At 33.4% G+C, this 18,371-nt stretch carries 18 protein-coding genes and 1 other RNA gene; 10 read left to right on the forward strand and 9 right to left on the reverse strand.

Translation table 11 applies throughout. The annotated features are described in order from the left end of the window. Position 1: 1 nt before the first annotated feature. The gene (locus tag MST30_RS12895; RefSeq protein WP_243471815.1) at positions 2 to 928 is read right to left on the reverse strand and encodes a hypothetical protein; all 927 of its coding nucleotides are present in this window, start codon (positions 926 to 928) and stop codon (positions 2 to 4) included. Positions 929 to 1,015: 87 nt separating this feature from the next. Here MST30_RS12895 and MST30_RS12900 point away from each other — a divergent pair, with 87 nt between their 5' ends. After that, positions 1,016 to 2,161: a cysteine desulfurase family protein gene (locus MST30_RS12900; RefSeq protein ID WP_243471816.1), complete on the forward strand. Its 1,146-nt coding sequence runs from the start codon at positions 1,016 to 1,018 to the stop codon at positions 2,159 to 2,161. On the opposite strand, the gene MST30_RS12905 is transcribed toward MST30_RS12900, so the two are convergent. From MST30_RS12905 to MST30_RS12920, 4 genes are all read right to left on the reverse strand, one after another. Next, positions 2,151 to 4,004 (reverse strand): T9SS type A sorting domain-containing protein, encoded by a 1,854-nt coding sequence (locus MST30_RS12905; RefSeq protein WP_243471817.1) that lies wholly within the window; start codon positions 4,002 to 4,004, stop codon positions 2,151 to 2,153. The two genes, MST30_RS12900 and MST30_RS12905, sit on opposite strands and share 11 nt — an antisense overlap. A 146-nt stretch (positions 4,005 to 4,150) precedes the next feature. Next, on the reverse strand, positions 4,151 to 4,807 hold the full coding sequence (locus MST30_RS12910) for a hypothetical protein (protein WP_243471818.1): 657 nt from the start codon (positions 4,805 to 4,807) through the stop codon (positions 4,151 to 4,153). 2 nt (positions 4,808 to 4,809) lie between these two features. Further along, positions 4,810 to 7,275, reverse strand: coding sequence for a TonB-dependent receptor (locus tag MST30_RS12915; RefSeq protein WP_243471819.1), 2,466 nt, complete (start codon positions 7,273 to 7,275; stop codon positions 4,810 to 4,812). An 11-nt stretch (positions 7,276 to 7,286) separates the two neighbouring features. Continuing rightward, a complete protein-coding gene (locus MST30_RS12920; RefSeq protein ID WP_243471820.1) occupies positions 7,287 to 8,972 on the reverse strand; it encodes a M23 family metallopeptidase in 1,686 nt (561 codons plus the stop codon). Positions 8,973 to 9,150: 178 nt separating this feature from the next. Between MST30_RS12920 and MST30_RS12925 the strand changes: the two genes are divergently transcribed. From MST30_RS12925 to rny, 4 genes are all read left to right on the forward strand, one after another. After that, positions 9,151 to 9,441 (forward strand): coiled-coil domain-containing protein, encoded by a 291-nt coding sequence (locus MST30_RS12925; RefSeq protein ID WP_138434496.1) that lies wholly within the window; start codon positions 9,151 to 9,153, stop codon positions 9,439 to 9,441. Positions 9,442 to 9,460: 19 nt separating this feature from the next. Further along, positions 9,461 to 9,748 (forward strand): cell division protein ZapA, encoded by a 288-nt coding sequence (locus MST30_RS12930; RefSeq protein WP_243471821.1) that lies wholly within the window; start codon positions 9,461 to 9,463, stop codon positions 9,746 to 9,748. A gap of 60 nt (positions 9,749 to 9,808) precedes the next feature. Continuing rightward, a non-coding RNA gene (gene ssrS / locus MST30_RS12935) (6S RNA) lies at positions 9,809 to 9,929 on the forward strand. A 56-nt stretch (positions 9,930 to 9,985) separates the two neighbouring features. Next, on the forward strand, positions 9,986 to 11,563 hold the full coding sequence (rny, locus tag MST30_RS12940) for a ribonuclease Y (protein ID WP_243471822.1): 1,578 nt from the start codon (positions 9,986 to 9,988) through the stop codon (positions 11,561 to 11,563). A 55-nt stretch (positions 11,564 to 11,618) separates the two neighbouring features. On the opposite strand, the gene xerA is transcribed toward rny, so the two are convergent. Then, positions 11,619 to 12,527: a site-specific tyrosine recombinase/integron integrase gene (gene xerA / locus MST30_RS12945; protein ID WP_243471823.1), complete on the reverse strand. Its 909-nt coding sequence runs from the start codon at positions 12,525 to 12,527 to the stop codon at positions 11,619 to 11,621. A 219-nt stretch (positions 12,528 to 12,746) separates the two neighbouring features. Here xerA and MST30_RS12950 point away from each other — a divergent pair, with 219 nt between their 5' ends. From MST30_RS12950 to MST30_RS12970, 5 genes are all read left to right on the forward strand, one after another. After that, positions 12,747 to 13,226 carry an outer membrane beta-barrel protein gene (locus tag MST30_RS12950; RefSeq protein ID WP_243471824.1) on the forward strand — a complete coding sequence of 160 codons (480 nt, stop codon included), beginning with the start codon at positions 12,747 to 12,749 and terminating at the stop codon, positions 13,224 to 13,226. A gap of 83 nt (positions 13,227 to 13,309) precedes the next feature. Beyond that, the gene (locus tag MST30_RS12955) at positions 13,310 to 13,867 is read left to right on the forward strand and encodes a porin family protein (RefSeq protein ID WP_243471825.1); all 558 of its coding nucleotides are present in this window, start codon (positions 13,310 to 13,312) and stop codon (positions 13,865 to 13,867) included. A gap of 204 nt (positions 13,868 to 14,071) precedes the next feature. Beyond that, on the forward strand, positions 14,072 to 14,692 hold the full coding sequence (locus MST30_RS12960) for an outer membrane beta-barrel protein (RefSeq protein WP_243471826.1): 621 nt from the start codon (positions 14,072 to 14,074) through the stop codon (positions 14,690 to 14,692). A gap of 77 nt (positions 14,693 to 14,769) precedes the next feature. Further along, the gene (gene aroQ, locus MST30_RS12965; RefSeq protein WP_243471827.1) at positions 14,770 to 15,189 is read left to right on the forward strand and encodes a type II 3-dehydroquinate dehydratase; all 420 of its coding nucleotides are present in this window, start codon (positions 14,770 to 14,772) and stop codon (positions 15,187 to 15,189) included. A 2-nt stretch (positions 15,190 to 15,191) separates the two neighbouring features. Continuing rightward, positions 15,192 to 15,665: an outer membrane beta-barrel protein gene (locus MST30_RS12970; protein ID WP_243471828.1), complete on the forward strand. Its 474-nt coding sequence runs from the start codon at positions 15,192 to 15,194 to the stop codon at positions 15,663 to 15,665. 53 nt (positions 15,666 to 15,718) lie between these two features. Here MST30_RS12970 and lpdA read toward each other — a convergent pair whose 3' ends face one another. The 3 genes from lpdA to msrB are packed head-to-tail and all read right to left on the reverse strand — an operon-like array spanning position 15,719 to position 18,190. Further along, on the reverse strand, positions 15,719 to 17,095 hold the full coding sequence (lpdA, locus tag MST30_RS12975) for a dihydrolipoyl dehydrogenase (protein WP_243471829.1): 1,377 nt from the start codon (positions 17,093 to 17,095) through the stop codon (positions 15,719 to 15,721). A 56-nt stretch (positions 17,096 to 17,151) separates the two neighbouring features. Continuing rightward, complete coding sequence (locus MST30_RS12980; RefSeq protein WP_243471830.1) at positions 17,152 to 17,703, reverse strand: DUF1572 family protein; 552 nt, start codon at positions 17,701 to 17,703, stop codon at positions 17,152 to 17,154. After that, positions 17,696 to 18,190: a peptide-methionine (R)-S-oxide reductase MsrB gene (gene msrB, locus MST30_RS12985; protein ID WP_243471831.1), complete on the reverse strand. Its 495-nt coding sequence runs from the start codon at positions 18,188 to 18,190 to the stop codon at positions 17,696 to 17,698. The genes MST30_RS12980 and msrB overlap by 8 nt, the downstream gene beginning before the upstream one ends. Positions 18,191 to 18,371: the final 181 nt, after the last annotated feature.

The raw sequence follows: 18,371 nt of genomic DNA on the forward strand, positions 1-18,371 counted from the left end.
TTTACTCAGGTAGATTAAAAGAGTACGTTAAAGTACCAAAATCTATTTCATCAGCTGATAATATATCTAAATTGAAATTTGTTACTAAAAAATTCACAGTAACAGTTCTGGTGTAAGTATTATTATCTGTCAGTCCAGGATTTTCATAAGGTGTATTCTCAAGCGTATTTAAGTAATGTGGCACTGTAGCACCATCGGCATTGAGATTAAGGTCGTTACGAGGATTTTTGTCTTGATTTTCATCTTCTAAAATAGTGTTTACACCATCACCATCGTCATCTTCATCTAAATAATCTGGAATACCATCACCATCAGTATCTAAAGGGTTTGTTGTTGGGTCATCATCACCATCTAAATCATCAGTATCAATCTCGTTTATAGTTGGTACATTATCGTTATCATCATCTTGATCTAAATAATCAGGGATACCATCTCCATCACTATCTTGCGCATCAGGATAATCACCATTTTCATCCATTTCACCTCTACCTTCTAAATCAGAAGGGATACCATCGTTATCATCATCTTCAATAGTTACTGTTGCATAAGCCGTTCCAGAGGGTGCTTCGTGATCATCAACAATAGCTAAATCAGATGGAGGCACAGGGTTACACAATTCATTGTTAGCAAGCGATCTATTATAGGTTCTATATAAAAATCGAACTGATGATCCGTTGATAACATACTCTATGGGCTCATCTACCGGAGTAGCTTCCGTAAAAGGTAACTCATCATTAATGCCGCGAGGTATAATTAACGATAAAGATTCGTCAGGATCTTGTCTTGTATCGTATATGAGGAAAGACTCTGTATTATTGGAGCAAAGGTCTAATTCTTTATCAAACTCAAGGTCTACCGTAAAAATATCTCCATCATCACAAGCAGTTAAAAGTAGTAGGGCAAAAATTATATAAAAGAAACGCGTCATAAACTTACATTTTGAACAAAAATAAAGGATTTGTAAAATTATAACGTTGCATTATCTAAATAATTTTATTTGAGATATTTTTGTAGCATGAAGCAAGTATATCTAGATAATGCGGCTACAACAGCCTTACGACCAGAAGTAATACATCGTATGACGGAAGTTCTTGCCAATAGTTATGGTAATGCCTCTTCTACACATAGTTTTGGACGTTCATCTAAAGCACTCTTAGAACATTGTCGTAAGAACATAGCTGGTTATTTTAATGTATCAGCCTCTGAAATTGTTTTCACTTCTGGAGGTACGGAAGCAGATAATTTAGCTTTACGAAGTGCTGTTAGAGATTTGGGTGTAACAGAAATCATCACCTCTAAAATTGAGCATCATGCGGTTTTGCATACTGTTGAACAATTACAGAAAGAATATAATGTTAAGCTAAGTTTTGTTAACCTTGATGAATGTGGAATGGTAGATTACACACATTTAGAAAGCTTATTACAAAATTCTGAAAAAGCTATTGTAAGCTTAATGCATGTAAATAATGAAATTGGAAATATCCTTGATATTGAACGTGTTGCAAAGTTGTGTAAGGGTAACGATGCTTTGTTTCATTCAGACTGTGTGCAGTCTGTAGGTCATTATAAGTTAGATTTACAAAACATACCAATTGACTTTTTTGCAGCAAGTGCTCACAAATTTCATGGGCCAAAGGGTGTTGGCTTTTGTTTTGTTAGAAAAGAATCCGGATTAAAGCCTTTAATCTTTGGAGGCGAGCAGGAGAGAGGTCATAGAGCAGGTACAGAATCTATACATAACATTGTTGGTATGGATGAAGCCTTAAAAATAGCTTACAACAATCTTGATGCTGAAAAAGAACAAATAACTTCAATTAAAGCATACTTTATAAATCAGCTAAAAGCAGCTGTGCCTAATGTAAGTTTTAATGGTGGATGCGAAGACAACGAAAAAAGTACGTACACGCTAGTAAATGTTTGCTTGCCTTTAGAGCCGTCAAAGACATCAATATTACAGTTTCAACTCGATCTAAAGGGTATTGCATGTTCTAGAGGCAGTGCTTGCCAAAGTGGTAGCAGTCAACAATCTCATGTGCTCACAGAAATTCTAGATGAAGAAAAATTAAAGCATCCTTCGGTACGATTTTCCTTTAGTATTTTCACAACCAAAGAAGACATCGATTATACTCTAAATGTTTTAAAAGACATTATTAGTGCTTAACAATAATCTTCTCAGATTTTACAGTATTGGCTTTAGAAGTTACATTGACAATATACACACCATCACTTAAATCTATAGTTGATAATTTGTAACGGTTAGAAACAGAATCGTACAATTCATTTAACATACGCTTACCAGCGACATCGAAAACTTCGATAGTTTTTACATCTAAACCATTAGGGTTGATAACTGATAATTGGTGAATGTTGTTATCTTGTCGAATAGTTAAATCACTAACTTCAAAATCATCAATACCGAGGGACTGACCGGGAGTAAATACAATTTCAAAACGATCTGTGTAGCTTCCTGGTTCTATATTTAAGTTGTAGTCTTGAGTTCTTAAGTCAACATAAAGATTATCTTGAATATCGTGTATATATATACCTTGAGTATCATCAAAATTTTGAATATCAAAGATTCTAAAACGCAATGGTTGCTGTTCTTCTATATCTACAACTAATGGAATTGTAAGTGCTTCGTCAAAAGCATAGGCTTGACAACCGTAGGCCTTATTTTGTAAATCAAAATAAGCATCAGAGTCATAAACCTGAGCTAGTTTTAACTCTAAACCTCTATCATAATCTGGTGTAGCTGAATCATGAAAATTGAGTACTAATTGTCTTGTGTATTGACTTTCACCTACAGTAAAATCAACATTAATCCTGAATCTTTTATAATCCTCAGGAACTAATGACAAACCATTGTCTTGATATTGAATTTGGTTATTGCTAGACACAGATTCGTTTTCTCCACTATTGTTAGTCGTTCTGAAGAAAAAACTAGTTGTACCATTTTCTTTTACAAATTCTCTCATCGAATTATTAACAGTAACTTCACCATTAGGTCCATTAATTCCTTCTACCATAAAACCTTGCCCAACTGGGATATACCTTCCAGCAATTTTTACGCCTTCAGCCTGAACAGGAGCTGGTGGTGGAGTGAAGACAGGAGTTGAGTTGTCTTGTTCGTCGTAAGTATAAAACAAAGCGTAATTAAATGTCTCATTTGTACCTGTTACATCAATTGTGTAAGTAGCATAGCCACCTACATAATCTTGTAATACATGTGACGCTACATTACCATCTTGTTCCCAATAAAAGAGAGTTCCATCTATTTCATTAACATTCGCTGGATCATGAATAAAGTCTCTGGCGTCTATAGCACTTGGATAAGGATTTCCAATTAGTGTAAATTGAGAGTCTAAAACAGTGTTTGTTATTACTCCATTATTTGGTTTACCTCTAAAATCATAGATAGTGTTACCAGTTGTTGCTGTACCATGACCTTTCATTGTAAAACCTAAGCCTGGGTTTAGGTCATTGTTAAATCCAAGATAGATCCATTCAGCATATTGGTCAGAAGCAACAAATGAATATAACCATCTAGTGGATATTACTAAAGGATCTGCTGTTCCCTCAAATGCAGTTGTCGGAGTACTATTATTACTAGCTCTAGGGTCCGCATTACCAATTAGGGAATCATCTATTAGATTCACTTGGAAAGGATTATTAATATTACTAGGTAAAATATCTCCAATTGGAGAGCACCAATAATTGTAAGCCCATTGATTAGCGGTTCCGTTTTGATAAACACTTAATTCACCTTGCCCTGAGTTTCCTGTGGTTCCAGAACCTTGTAGCAGTTGTGCATCATTGCGTAAATAAATATGTGAGTTTGTTTCTAGGTTGACATCATCAGTAACAAAAAGCGGAGCAATATTTGGTCCACTAGAAAATCCTGTTCCATCTACAAAGATGTAACTTCCATTACTTACAAATAAATCTGATTGTGCTGAGGCCACACTAAAACATAGCAATAGGCATGCGATGAGGGTGTTTTTCATGCTTAAAAAATTTATAACTATAGCTTAGTAGGGTAACCTAAAGTGAATTAGACAATTACAAATTTATAAATTTTGAGGAATGTAAGTGTGTATTACAACGAGGATTTAGGTCGTTTCGCTAAAAGTTTAGCTATCTATGTGAAAAATTAACCACCATCAATTAGTTCTTTAAAACAATCGATGATATTTCCAGAATGATATTCGCTAAAAAAAGAAATGTAATTTTTAGAATAATTATTGACAATAACAAAACTATGACAAGGATAAGGAAGTTTGAAGAACAAGTTTTCGACAGTTCTATTGACGTCAGCTTGCCATTTGACTGATTTCACTTTATCATAATCTATCCTTTCGTCTTCTTTGTGAACCCAAAATTTATCTATTCCAACTTCTTTATTTATTTTTTTTAAATATCCCTTTTCAAAGATTGTGATTTTATCGAATCTAACTTCAGCATTACCGCTATTACATTGGTCTTTTCCTGGGTGATACTGAATTACTGTATATTTATTTCCAGATTTAGTTGTACTTCCTACAAGACTTTTTTGTAGGCTATCAAACTCACTTTGCTTCAGTTTACCGTACTTTTTTCTTCTAACTAGAATTCTAAAAAAACTAGTGTCTACTTCAAAGTGGAGATTTAAAAATTCAAATTCACCTTTATTCTGTTTTACTTTTTCAAAATAAAGACTATCTGATATTTGAAACTCATTTTCATCATAATAATAAGTTGGTTTATCATTTTGTGAAAACGATTTAATCGTAATTAGTGAGAGTGTAAATAATAAGAAGTAAAACCTCATAATTAAAATCTCGCAGACAACCTTAAGTTAAAAACACGAGGTGTTAAATAATTAGGAATTGCAAATTGTCGTTTGGTATACACATCTCTAACCCAAGTATTGGTTATTGAATTTTGGTTATTAAACATGTTATAGATTTCAAAACCAAGAGAGAGTTCTCTAAACTTCTTTTTCCAGTTGGCTTTATATGTTTTTGTTGGATTAACCAATTCTAATTGAATTCCTAAATCAGCACGTCTGTAATCTCTTAGCCTTATTTGATAATCGTAAGAATCTGCATAACTTGGTGAACCACCAGGAACACCAGTGTTGTACACTAAATTAAGATACATTTTTAGATGTGGCATATTAGGTACATAATCCTGAAATAACGCTCCAAACTTTAATCGTTGGTCTGTAGGTCTTGCAATATAGCCGCGATTATCTATATTTTCTTCAGTTTTTAGGTATCCAAAACTAAACCACGATTCGGTGCCAGGAACAAACTCTCCGTTTAAGCGCATGTCTAATCCGTAGGCATATGCTTTGGCATTGTTTTCGGCTCTGTATCTAATCCTTACGTTTTCTAGTGTGTAGGTATTAACATTAGATAAGCCTTTGTAGTAGGCTTCGGTAACTAACTTAAATGGTCTATCCCAAATCTTAAAACTATACTCATTACCCAAAACGACGTGAAAAGACTTCTGAGCTTTTACGTTAGGTTGTACAACACCTGAAGAATCTCTTAATTCCCTATAAAAAGGTGGTTGGTAGTACAAACCTCCAGCAACTCTAAAAAGCATGTCCTTATCCCAATCTGGTTTTATGGCAAATTGTGCTCTTGGACTAATAACAGTTTGCGTATTGCTTTCTAGGTTTTCGCCACTAACAGTCCAGTTGTGCAGTCGCACACCAGCATTGTAAAACACCTCGTTGTTTCCCCATTCTGTGCGTTTGCTATATTGGGCAAAAGCCTGCATTCTGTCTATCTTAACTCTGTTTAACGCTCTAATATCTTCAAAAGCAGTTAATGGTCCTTCATAAGGTTCATAAGGTTGAAGGTTAGGGATACTAAAGTTTGGTGGACGAATAGAGAAACCAGCAGAATCGATAATCTCATATTCTACCAAACGGTCTCTTATATCTTCGTGAGTGTATTTTACAGACCATTCAACCGTAGATTCTTCGTCAATTTTATAATCTCCTCTGTGTTCTGCATTAACTATAAATGCATCTAAGTCATTACGTGCATGCGTCAACTGCGATCCAATACCTTCGCTAAATTCTACTTCACCTAAATTTTCATCTCCAATATTAGTATTGACTTCACCTAAACGGTATTGCGCAAAAATGTCAAAATATTCTTGTTCTAATGTGTGATATGCTGAACCAATAAACTTCAGTGTTAAATCCTCGTTGACAAAGTAATTGGCTTTTAAAGCACCAAAATAAGTTTGGTATTGGTCTTCTTCATTACCGTCATAAAAGACTAATAAGGCTACGGGTTCTTGTAGCGTCCCGAAGTTGGTTTGTCTGTTTTCTGGCTGAAAATTATATCTGTTGAGTGAAATGTTCCCAAGAAAATTTAAATGAAACTTATCAGAAAAGCGATACGTTAAATAGGTTTGAGCATCTGCAAAAACAGGTTCTACATTACCTTCGGTTTCGAGGTTGTTAAGAATTAAACTGTTATCTCTGTAGCGAACACCTGCAATACCTGAAAATTTACCGTCTTTAGATACGGCTTCTGCTGCAACACTTCCGCCTAGCATACTTAAATCCGCACGAACACCAAATGCTGCTGGATTACGATACGTAATATCTAATACTGAAGATAGTTTGTCTCCGTATTTAGCCTGAAATCCACCAGCAGAAAAATCGACATTAGACACTAAATCAGTATTTACAAAACTTAGTCCTTCTTGATTACCAGAACGTATTAGAAAAGGTCTATAGACTTCAATTTCATTGACATAAACAAGGTTTTCATCAAAATTTCCACCTCTTACAGAATATTGTGTACTTAACTCGTTTGAGATATTAACACCTGGCAAGGTTTTTAGAATGTTTTCTATTCCTGGTTGTGCACCTTTTATGGTTCTTAATGTTTTTGGGTCTATATTTACGACACCATCGTCATTTTGTCGTGTATTGGTAGAAATGACAACTTCAGCAATTTGCTCTGCTTCAACCTTCATTACAGGATTAAACTCTAACTCCTGGCCATTTTTTAATTGAAACTTTTGTACTATTCGGCTATGCCCTAAGTGTGTAAATTCTATTGTCACTTCAACATCAGAAGGTATTCTAAGCTCATAAAAGCCATTTTCATTGGTAGCTGTGCCTTCACCAGTAGAAGCTTTTATGTTTACATCTTCAATTGGGCTGTTTGTTTCGTCGAGAATTACACCTCTAATAACAGCAGTTTGTGAAAAAGAAAGTGCACTAAAAAGTAAGCTAAGGAGTAGTGTGAGTTGTAAGCGTTTCAATTAGTTTAGTTTTATTTTCTAAAAAAGGTTGCTTCAAATGTAGAACTATTTCCAACATTATCGGTAACAATTATCTTTAAATCGTTCTTAGTATCCTTAACGATGTTATCGTTAAAATCGTGTACCAACATATTTGTCTTATAATCATACTCCATTAAAATCCATTTACCATTTACAGTTGCTCTATACTTGCTTATTCCAGATAAATCGTCATCAATTTTCACTTTAAGATAACGATACTTACTCAACCATTTTTTGTCTTTAAAATTTAAAGGAGTAATAGTTGGTGCTACAGTATCCATAGCAAGTGTATAGGTTCCAAAAATTTTACTACCAGCACTTAAGATGTTGCTTTTTCGCTTGGTGCTAACATAACTCGGTCTTTGGTAGTAACCATATAATCTTGCAATAAACATTTTGTCTAAATCTTCAGACTTATAATTATTTAGATCATAATTGATGTAAAAATTCTTTTGTAATGGAATGTTATCTTCATGAAGGTGAAGCGTATCTGAGCTCACACTATAATCTATGTTGACATCTTCATAAACCGTATTTGGGTAAAAATTAACTGTAATTAAACCCGATTTTAACTCTGTTGCTTGGTCTGCAAATATGGTTGTTTTATTGTAAGAATGATTTTCAGGTGTTTCTAATACTTCGTGTTTGCCTCTAATAGGAATGTTTATCCAAGTTTCGTTGCCTTTAAAATCTCTTATTCTGGTTTTGTATACCGAAGATGTGCTGTCTTCAATAGTAACGTAGCCATTGTCGTAAGCATCTTTGTAAAGGCTCAACGTATTATTTTTTTCAATGAATAATTTCTGAATTCTTGATTTTTTAGTTTTAAAGTATTCGTAATCAATTAAACGCTTAATGTGTTTGGTTTCGTCAAAACTGAAGCGTTTAAAATCTATTTCAAGACTTTTATTGCCATTAAAAAAGGTTTGAATGTTACTAACACCATTATTATTAGGTGCTAAATCTTGCTTATCATAAGAGGTTATACCAAAGCCTATGTTGCCGTAAGCTGTAATTTTTTCAACCTCGTAATCTCCACTCTGTTGAGGAATTAAACGTAATGGAACACGTTCGTTTTTACCGTTAATTACAGCATTTTCATCTTTGGGATAAGCATATACTGCAGAAACAAATGGTTTTTTGGAATCCTTGATATCTATACCAAATAGCATGGGATTAATTGGACGTTCTTGATTATCTCTAATTTCAAAGTGTAAGTGAGGTCCACCTGAGCCACCTGTATTTCCGGAATAGGCGATAACTTCATCGGGAGCAATTAACAATTCATCTGTACTTGGAAAAACTTCAACCTCAAAACTTTCCTTGTCATATTGGCACTCTTTGATATATTTTTCTAGTCGGTCAGAAAATTTCTGAAGATGTGCATATACAGTTGTATATCCATTAGGATGTGTAATGTAGAGTGCTTTACCGTAACCGTAATGCGATATTTTTATTCTGCTTACATAGCCTTCAGCGGCTGTATATACTTTTAAACCCGTTTTTTGTTGTGTTTTTATGTCTAGACCAGAATGAAAGTGTGACGATCTAAGTTCTGCAAAAGTGCCAGAAAGGACTAAAGTGATATCCAAAGGATCCCTAAAATAATCTTGAGGGTATTCCGACTGCGAAAACATCGAACTCGAAACTAAGAATAAAAGCAAAAGTTTTTTCATAAAGAGCACTATTACAGCTAAAATATCAAATTGAACAAGAATTACAAACCAGAAATCTGTATTATTTTTCTGAACGTTTTAATTTTTAAGATGTTATATCAATTAAAAATAATTGTAAAAGAATTGTGTTTTTTAAATAGGTATGTTAAATTTGTTTCAACAGTATTGAATTACTTAAATGAGTAAAATAGAAGAAATTGTTGATGCTTTAGAGAATAAAATTAGCAAGGTTTTACATAAGCAAGAAGTCTTAAAGCAAACCAATGCAAGATTATCTCAACAGCTTGAAGAACAGCAACAAAAACTTCTGGAGCAGCAAGAAGAGATTGCTTCTTGGGCAGATAAATATGAAACACTCAAAATAGCAAATTCAATGCTTGGTAGTGACGAAAATAAACGAGAAACAAAGCTCAAAATAAATGCACTTATAAGAGAAATTGACCATTGTATTGGTCAACTCTCAGAATAAAGTTGTAAATTTAGACTAGATGTCAGATCAATTAAAAATTAAACTTTCTATTGCCAATAGAGTATATCCGTTGACAATTAATCCTAAGCAGGAAGAAGGTTTGCGTAAGGCCACAAAGAAAATTGAGGCTATGATTGGTCAGTTTGAGCAGAATTACTCTGTTAGAGATAAGCAAGATGTTTTGGCCATGTGTGCCTTGCAATTTGCAGCTCAGGTAGAGCAAAAATCGATAGATAAGGAATATGTAAATGAAGAGGTACAGGAAAAGCTAGAAGCTTTAAATGACCTTTTAAATAAGCATATTTAACTCGTACGTTCTTTAAAATACAAAAAGGTTACTGCCTACATTAGTTATATTTTTTGATAAACTCAACGTTAATTCTTTAAAAAGGGTGAGTTTGAATTGTAAAAGCATGCTGCTAATACGCTTAGTATTTGGGCAGATCCTTGATCAGTTTGTTAGCCCTAAACTTGTTTTTAAGGAGTTTATACAAAATCCAAAACTGATGTAGGCTTTTTTTATATACTAAACTAAACTATAAACATGGACACTAACACGATACTATATATTGTTGGAGGAGTAGTATTAGGATTAATAATAGGATACGTAATTGCTAAATCTCTGGAGAAAGGCAAAGCGTCTAAGTTAATCGCTAATGCTGAGAGCGAATCCAAATCAATTTTAAAACAAGCTAAAGCAGATGCTGAGGCTTTAAAAAAAGATAAAATACTACAGGCCAAAGAGAAATTTATTGAGCTAAAGGCAGAACATGAAAAGGTAATTCTGTCTAGAGACAAAAAAATGGCAGAGGCCGAAAAGCGCATTAGAGATAAAGAATCTCAAGTTTCTAATGAGCTGTCTAAAGCTAAAAAATCCAATCAGTCTTTAGAAGACAAATTAAAGGATTACAACTTTAGATTAGAATTCTTAGATAAAAAGAAAGATGAAATAGAGAAAGCGCACAAAAGCCAAATAAAACAGCTAGAGGTTATTTCTCAATTATCAGCAGAAGAAGCTAAAGAGCAATTGGTAGAATCGTTGAAAGAAGAAGCCAAAACAGATGCGATGGCTTATGTACAAGATAGGGTAGAAGAAGCTAAAATGACTGCTCAGCAAGAAGCTAAGAAGATAATCATCAATACTATTCAACGTATTGGTACCGAAGAAGCAATTGATAACTGTGTGTCTGTTTTCAATATTGAATCTGATGATGTTAAAGGTAGAATTATTGGTAGAGAAGGTAGAAATATTAGAGCTATAGAAGCAGCAACAGGTGTAGAGATTATTGTAGACGACACACCAGAAGCTATTATTTTATCTTGTTTTGATTCTGTAAGACGTGAAGTAGCACGTTTATCACTTCATAAATTAGTAACAGACGGTAGAATTCATCCAGCTCGTATTGAAGAAGTTGTAAAGAAAACGCAGAAGCAAATAGAGCAAGAAATCATAGAAGTTGGTAAACGTACCGTAATAGATTTAGGTATCCATGGTTTACACCCAGAACTAATAAAAATGGTAGGTCGAATGAAGTATCGTTCGTCTTACGGTCAAAACTTATTACAGCACTCTAGAGAAGTTGCCAAACTTTGTGGTGTAATGGCTGCCGAATTAGGATTGAATCCTAAATTAGCAAAACGTGCAGGATTATTACACGATATAGGTAAAGTACCATCGTCTGAGACAGATGTAGAAACTCCACACGCTATCTTAGGTATGCAATGGGCAGAAAAGCATGGCGAAAAACCAGAAGTTTGTAATGCTATTGGAGCGCACCACGACGAAATAGAAATGACAACATTGCTATCTCCAATTATTCAGGTTTGTGATGCCATCTCTGGCGCAAGACCAGGTGCGAGACGTCAAGTTTTGGATTCTTATATTCAACGTCTTAAAGATTTGGAAGATGTAGCATTTGGTTTTACAGGTGTTAAAAAAGCGTATGCCATACAAGCAGGTAGAGAGTTGCGTGTTATTGTAGAAAGCGAAAAAGTATCTGATGAAAAGGCAGCAAGCTTATCGTTTGAAATTTCTCAGAAAATTCAAACAGACATGACTTATCCTGGTCAGGTAAAAGTTACAGTGATTAGAGAAACAAGAGCAGTGAATATTGCTAAATAAAGATAACTAACTCAAGTAATGGTAAAAGGGTGTTCTATTAGTTTAGGACACCTTTTTATTTTCTAGGATGAAACTTATTGAGTACATCACTTAAGTGAGAGCGATCTACATGCATATAGACTTCGGTTGTAGTAATACTTTCGTGGCCAAGCATCATTTGTATAGCTCTAAGGTCCGCACCATTTTCTAATAAATGCGTTGCAAAAGAGTGTCTAAATGTATGTGGCGATACGGTTTTATTTAATCCAGACTTTTTAACCAGATTTTTAATAATCGTAAAAATCATAGCGCGTGTTAGTTTATTGCCTTTATAATTAAGGAATAAAATATCTTTTGATTCTGGGTTTACATCAATATGGTTTCTAATATCTCTCCATATATATATGTATTTTTTAGTAGACTCACCAATAGGAACAAAACGTTGTTTATCTCCCTTACCTGTAACCTTTATAAAACCTTCGTCAAAAAACAGATCTGATATTTTTAATTCAATAAGTTCACTAACACGCAGACCACAACTATATAAGGTTTCAATGATAGCTCTATTGCGCTCTCCAAGATTAACTCCTTGGTATTGGTAGCTTAGATCTATAGTGTTAATCAGTAAATCAATATCATCGACAGATAACGTATCTGGAAGCTTTCTACCAATTTTTGGGGACTCAATTAAATCCATAGGATTAGAATCTCTATAATTTTCAAAAACCAAATAATCAAAAAAGTTTCTTAAACCAGAAATTAATCTTCCTTGAGATCTTGGATTTATAGTTTTAGATATAGAATAGATGAATTGTTTTATTTGGTCTTTATCAATCTTATCTGGAGCTATATGTATTTCATTATCTTCTAGATAGTTGATGAGTTTTTTTATATCGAAGCTATAATTTTCAATAGAATTATGAGATAGGCCACGTTCTATTTGCAAATAATGCCTATAATCTTTAATTGCCTGAGACCATTTCATGGTAAAAAATAGAGGTTTTAGGGCTAAAAAGTAATGAAAATGATACGTAATTCATCGTATTTTTAATAAAAAATGTTAATAACGTAATTCGTAAAAATCTAACTTTTAGAACTTTACAAAAAAATGTTTACAAAATTGTTAATAACTCTATGCGAAAATTTTAATATTATAAAAAAAAGGCTTTAGTTTGTATTAATCAATTTTAAAACTTAAAAGATTATGAAAAAATTATTTTTAGCTGCTTTTGCAGTTTTTGCTTTTGCAAGTGTTAATGCACAAGAATTTAAAGTAGGTTTAAATGCTGGTATACCTGTTGGTGATGCTGATACAGCATATAGCTTTAATATTCAATTAGATGTTGCTGCTTTATGGGAGGTGTCTGATGCTTTTGATGCTGGTGTAACAGCAGGTTATTCTAATACGTCACTTAAATCTGAATATAAGGATTTTGGTGATTCAGCTGGATTTATTCCAATTGCTGCGACTGGTCGTTATGCGGTTTCTGATGATTTTACATTAGGTGCTGATTTAGGTTATGCTTTAGGTGTAAACGAAGGTAACGATGGTGGATTTTATTACAGACCTAGAGCTTCTTATAGCGTAAGTGAACCACTTGATGTTGTACTTGCTTTTTCAAATGTTAGTGCAGATGGATTTACTTTTAGCGCACTGACTTTAGGAGTTGAATACGGATTTTAAGAATTAAAAAAATTCTAAATAAAAAAGAGAGGCAATTTTGCCTCTCTTTTTTTATTTTATCAATTAAAAACAAACAAAAAATTATGAAGAATATTTTATCTGCAAGTTTAGTCTTTTTAATGGCTGTAATAGGTAATGCACAAAATGATGCTAAAACTAAATCAGTTAATTTGTCTTATGGAATTAAGGGAGGTTACAACTCTTTTACCGAAAGATTTTCCTTTGAAGGCGATTCTGCTTCTGAAAGTGGATCTGGGTTTTATTTAGGATTCTTTACCGATTTTTCAATTACAGATAAAATTAGTATCCAACCAGAGTTGTTATATGTTTTAGTAACTCAATATAATATTGATGGAGATGTGTTGGTATTTCCTATTATGGGGAAATATAAGGTAAAAGAGTCTTTTAGCATTTTATTAGGGCCACAATTAGATTATATATTAGAAAAAGATGTTGAAGATATAAAGCGGTTAGGTGTGGGCTTAGCTGCAGGTGTTACTTTTGATATATCTCAAAGTTTATTTATGGATATGCGTTTTTCTTATGGCTTAAGCAATCGTTTAGGCGATGCCTACGATGGTTTTGATGCAAAGCTTAAAGTTAATTTTTTGCAAATAGGTTTAGGATATAAATTTAAGTGATAATATATCTACTTAGTATGTTTTCAGATTTTTATAATTATTTAGAGCCAATTAAAATTACTTTAAGTTATTTATAGTTTAAGATTTTTTTCTTGCTTTTTTCAATATCGATAAAATACACTTTTTGTTAACAATTTTTTAAGTTTTATATGTAGCTCATAACTTACATTTGCCGACCAAATTAATTTTAAACTTTATACAATTATGAAAAAAGTATTACTTACAGCTGCTATTGCAGTATTCGGTTTAACAAATATGAACGCTCAAGAAGATGACAAAACTTTCGGATTTTCTGAAGGAGACATCTTTGTAGAAGGTAACGTTGGCTTTAACAGCTACAATGACAAAAATACTGATGAAAAATCAAACAGTTTTAACATTAGCCCAAAGGTAGGTTATTTTATTAGTGATGATTTAGCTATTGGTGGTGAGTTAATGTTCAACTCATACAAAACAGAAGTTGGTGGTACAGATACATCTGACGTAACTGGATTTGGTGTTGGTGCTTTTGCGCGTTACTATTTCTTAGATTTAGGAGAGCGTTTTAAAACTAATGCAGAGTTTGGTGTTGCTTATTCTTCTGCCAACGATAAAATTGCTGATGCAAAGTTAAATGGCTTTGGAGCTGGTTTAGGTTTAGGTATTAACTACTTTGCTACTGAAAACATTGCTTTAACTTTCGGATTAAAGAATGTATTATCTTTCTCTTCTGCTAAGTATGATACTGATGGTGCAGAAGCAGAAACTAACTTTAACTTCGGTTTTGGTGATGTAGCTAACCCATTTGGTGGTAACGCTTCTTTTGGTTTATTATTTGTATTCTAAACCAAACACTATATTATAATTAAGACCGAAGCATTTGCTTCGGTTTTTTTATGCACTAATTTTTCTATATTTACTCTATGAAGCAACTGATTATAATCAACGGACCAAACTTAAATCTATTAGGGAAACGTGAACCAGAAATTTATGGCAGTCAAACTTTTGAAGATTATTTAAAAACACTTCAATCTAAATACAGTAATATTGCGTTAGATTATTTTCAATCTAATATAGAAGGTGAGCTTATTGATAAGTTGCAAGACGTTGGTTTTAGTTATGATGGTATCATTTTAAATGCTGCTGCCTATACACATACTTCTGTTGGTATTGGTGATGCTGTAAAAGCTATTGATACACCAGTTGTAGAAGTGCATATATCCAACACATTTTCGCGTGAGGAATTTAGACATCAATCCTATATTTCGCCTAATGCAAAAGGAGTAATTCTCGGCTTTGGTCTAAAAAGCTATGATCTTGCTATTGAAAGTTTTATGCTTTAACTATGAGAAAATGTGCCTTTACAATTCTAATTGCTTGTTTTTGTTTGATGCTTTCTGCTCAAACAGAATTTGGTGTTAAAGGTGGATTAAACTTTACTTTTTTTAAGGTTACGGAAGGTGATTTTGGTACTAATCCAGATACTGAGATAGGTTATTATGGAGGTGTTTTTGTAGATTTTCCAATAGAAAGTGGGTTTCATATTCAAACTGAACTCTTGTATAATGGAGTTGGTGATTTTAAATTTTTAAATGCACCTATTTATTTAAAATATGATATCTATGATAATGTTCATATTCTGGTAGGTCCAAGTTTAAATTATTTTTTTGATTTCTTCTCTAATAAATTTAAAGTAAGAGCAGATCTTAGTTTAGACTATGATTTTTCATCAGACTTAAGTATGCATATGAAATATACCTTTGGCCTCGAAGAATTATCTCCCAATGTATTATTTCTAGGATTAGGATATAGGTTATAAAAAATGCGATTCATATAGAATCGCATTTTTTATTTATTGTAATTGTTATTCAATTATAAATGAATAACTTCATCATAAGCATCTGCAACAGCCTCCATAACCGCCTCACTCATTGTTGGGTGTGGGTGAACTGCTTTTAAAACTTCGTGACCTGTAGTTTCTAATTTACGACCTAATACAGCTTCTGCAATCATATCGGTAACTCCAGCACCAATCATGTGGCATCCTAACCATTCGCCATATTTGGCATCAAAAATAACTTTTACAAAGCCATCTTTGTTTCCTCCTGCACTTGCTTTACCAGATGCAGAGAATGGGAACTTACCAACTTTAATATCGTAACCTTGCTCTTTTGCTTGTGCTTCAGTAAGTCCTACACTGGCAACTTCTGGCGCGCAATATGTACAACCAGGAATGTTTCCGTAGTCTAGAGCTTCTACATGCATTCCAGCTATTTTTTCAACACAAAGAATACCTTCGGCAGAAGCAACGTGTGCTAAAGCCTGTCCAGGTGTTACGTCACCTATAGCATAATATCCTGGTATATTGGTTTGGTAGTAATCATTTACTAAAATTTTATCTCTATCAACTGCAATACCTACATCTTCTAAACCAATATTTTCGATATTAGATTTAATTCCAACAGCAGAAAGTACAAGGTCAGCCTCTAAAACTTCTTCACCCTTTTTAGTTTTAACAGTAGCTTTTACACCATCACCAGAGGTGTCAACAGAAGTTACTTCTGCAGAAGTCATAATTTTAATTCCAGATTTTTTAAAGCTACGCTCCAATTGTTTTGATACTTCATCATCTTCAACAGGAACAATTTTTGGCATATATTCTACAATGGTTACTTCTGTACCCATTGCGTTGTAGAAATAAGCAAATTCAACACCAATGGCACCAGAACCAACAACAATCATCTTCTTTGGTTGCTTATCTAGAGTCATGGCTTGTCTGTAACCAATTACTTTTTTACCATCTTGAGGTAAGCTTGGTAACTCACGAGAACGCGCACCTGTTGCAATTATGATGTGGTCTGCGGAATAGTCTTTACCGTCAACTTCAACTTTCTTTCCTGGCTTCACTTTTCCATAGCCTTCAATAACGTCAATTTTATTCTTTTTCATTAAGAACTTTACACCATTACTCATGCCATCTGCGACACCACGGCTTCGTTTTACAACTGCATCAAAATCGTGTTCCGCATCTTTAACTTTTAAACCGTAATCTTCAGCGTGTTTTAGGTATTCAAAAACCTGAGCGGATTTTAAAAGTGCTTTTGTTGGGATACAACCCCAATTTAAACATACACCACCAAGACTTTCTTTTTCTACTACAGCAGTTTTAAAACCTAATTGTGATGCTCTAATTGCTGTTACGTAGCCACCAGGACCACTTCCTAATACTATGATATCGTATTTACTCATGAGTAATTTTTTAGTTGAATTTTAAGAGTACGAATTTACGAAACCAAAACGTAATATTAAAGGTCTTCGGTAAAATGTCTTTTGCCTTTGTCTTTTGCGAATTTTTCTTGATTGTAATCTTTTGATTTTCCTTTAGGTATTGATAGCGATTGCCAATTATTTCCTTTGGTAAGTTTACCTAAAAACACAATCTGACCTACATGGTAGGCATAGTGCATCATTTGTCGGTTTATGGCTTCAACAACTGTGTGACCTTGATTTCTTATGTAGATAATTCGATCTAAATCTTCGGTTTTAAGTGGTTTTATGGCATTAAATAAGCAATCCCAACCTTTGTTCCATGTAGATAAAAGCTCTTCTTTTGTATGAAACGAATCCATAAATTCTTCATCACGCATTCTCCATTCTTTTTCGCCATCTTCTGTTAAAAAATTGGTCCAGCGACTTAGCATGTTGCCAACAATATGTTTTACAATAATGGCAATGGAATTAGAGTCTTTTGTAAACTCGTTTTTTAATTCTTCAAACGTTAGTTGGTCAAAAGTTTGATCTCCAAGACTTTTGTAATATTCAAATTGTTTTATGCTACTTTCAAGATAACTATTCATCTTTTGTGTTGTTTTCTGGAACAAATTTTAATGCTACACCATTAATACAATGACGCTTTCCGGTTGTGGCTTTTGGACCGTCATTGAACACATGGCCTAAATGTCCACCACAGGTTGCGCAATGTTCTTCGGTACGTGCATATCCAATTTCATAATCTGTTGTAAAAGCCACATTACCTTCAATTTCTTTATCAAAACTTGGCCAGCCTGTGCCAGAATCAAATTTATGTTCACTTTTAAATAAAGGTGTATCACAGGCAGCACAATGATAAACACCCTTTTCATAATTTTTATTTAAAGGACTAGAAAACGCACGCTCTGTGCCAGCTTCTCTAAGAACATAATATTCCATTTTGGTCAATTCTGCTTTCCATTCTGCATCGGTTTTGGTGATTGGAAAGCTGTCTTTTTTTGTTTCTTTTTTTTGGGCAGAGCCATTGCAGTTAAATAAAATGGCAGCTAATGCGAATAATAAAATCTTTTTCATAGTTTAAATTTACAAATTTTTGATTGTAATTTTCGTCGTATCAAGTTTTGAAAAATTACAAAACTAGCAGTGTGATTTTTTATAAATGAAATACCTTAAAGAGTTGATAAAATCATAATATTTATTTAATTTTCAGAGGAGATTTTTTTGATACTTTTCTCATCGGTTTTAGTTTTATGAA

Source organism: Winogradskyella sp. MH6, from assembly GCF_022810765.1.
Taxonomy (GTDB): Bacteria; Bacteroidota; Bacteroidia; order Flavobacteriales; family Flavobacteriaceae; genus Winogradskyella.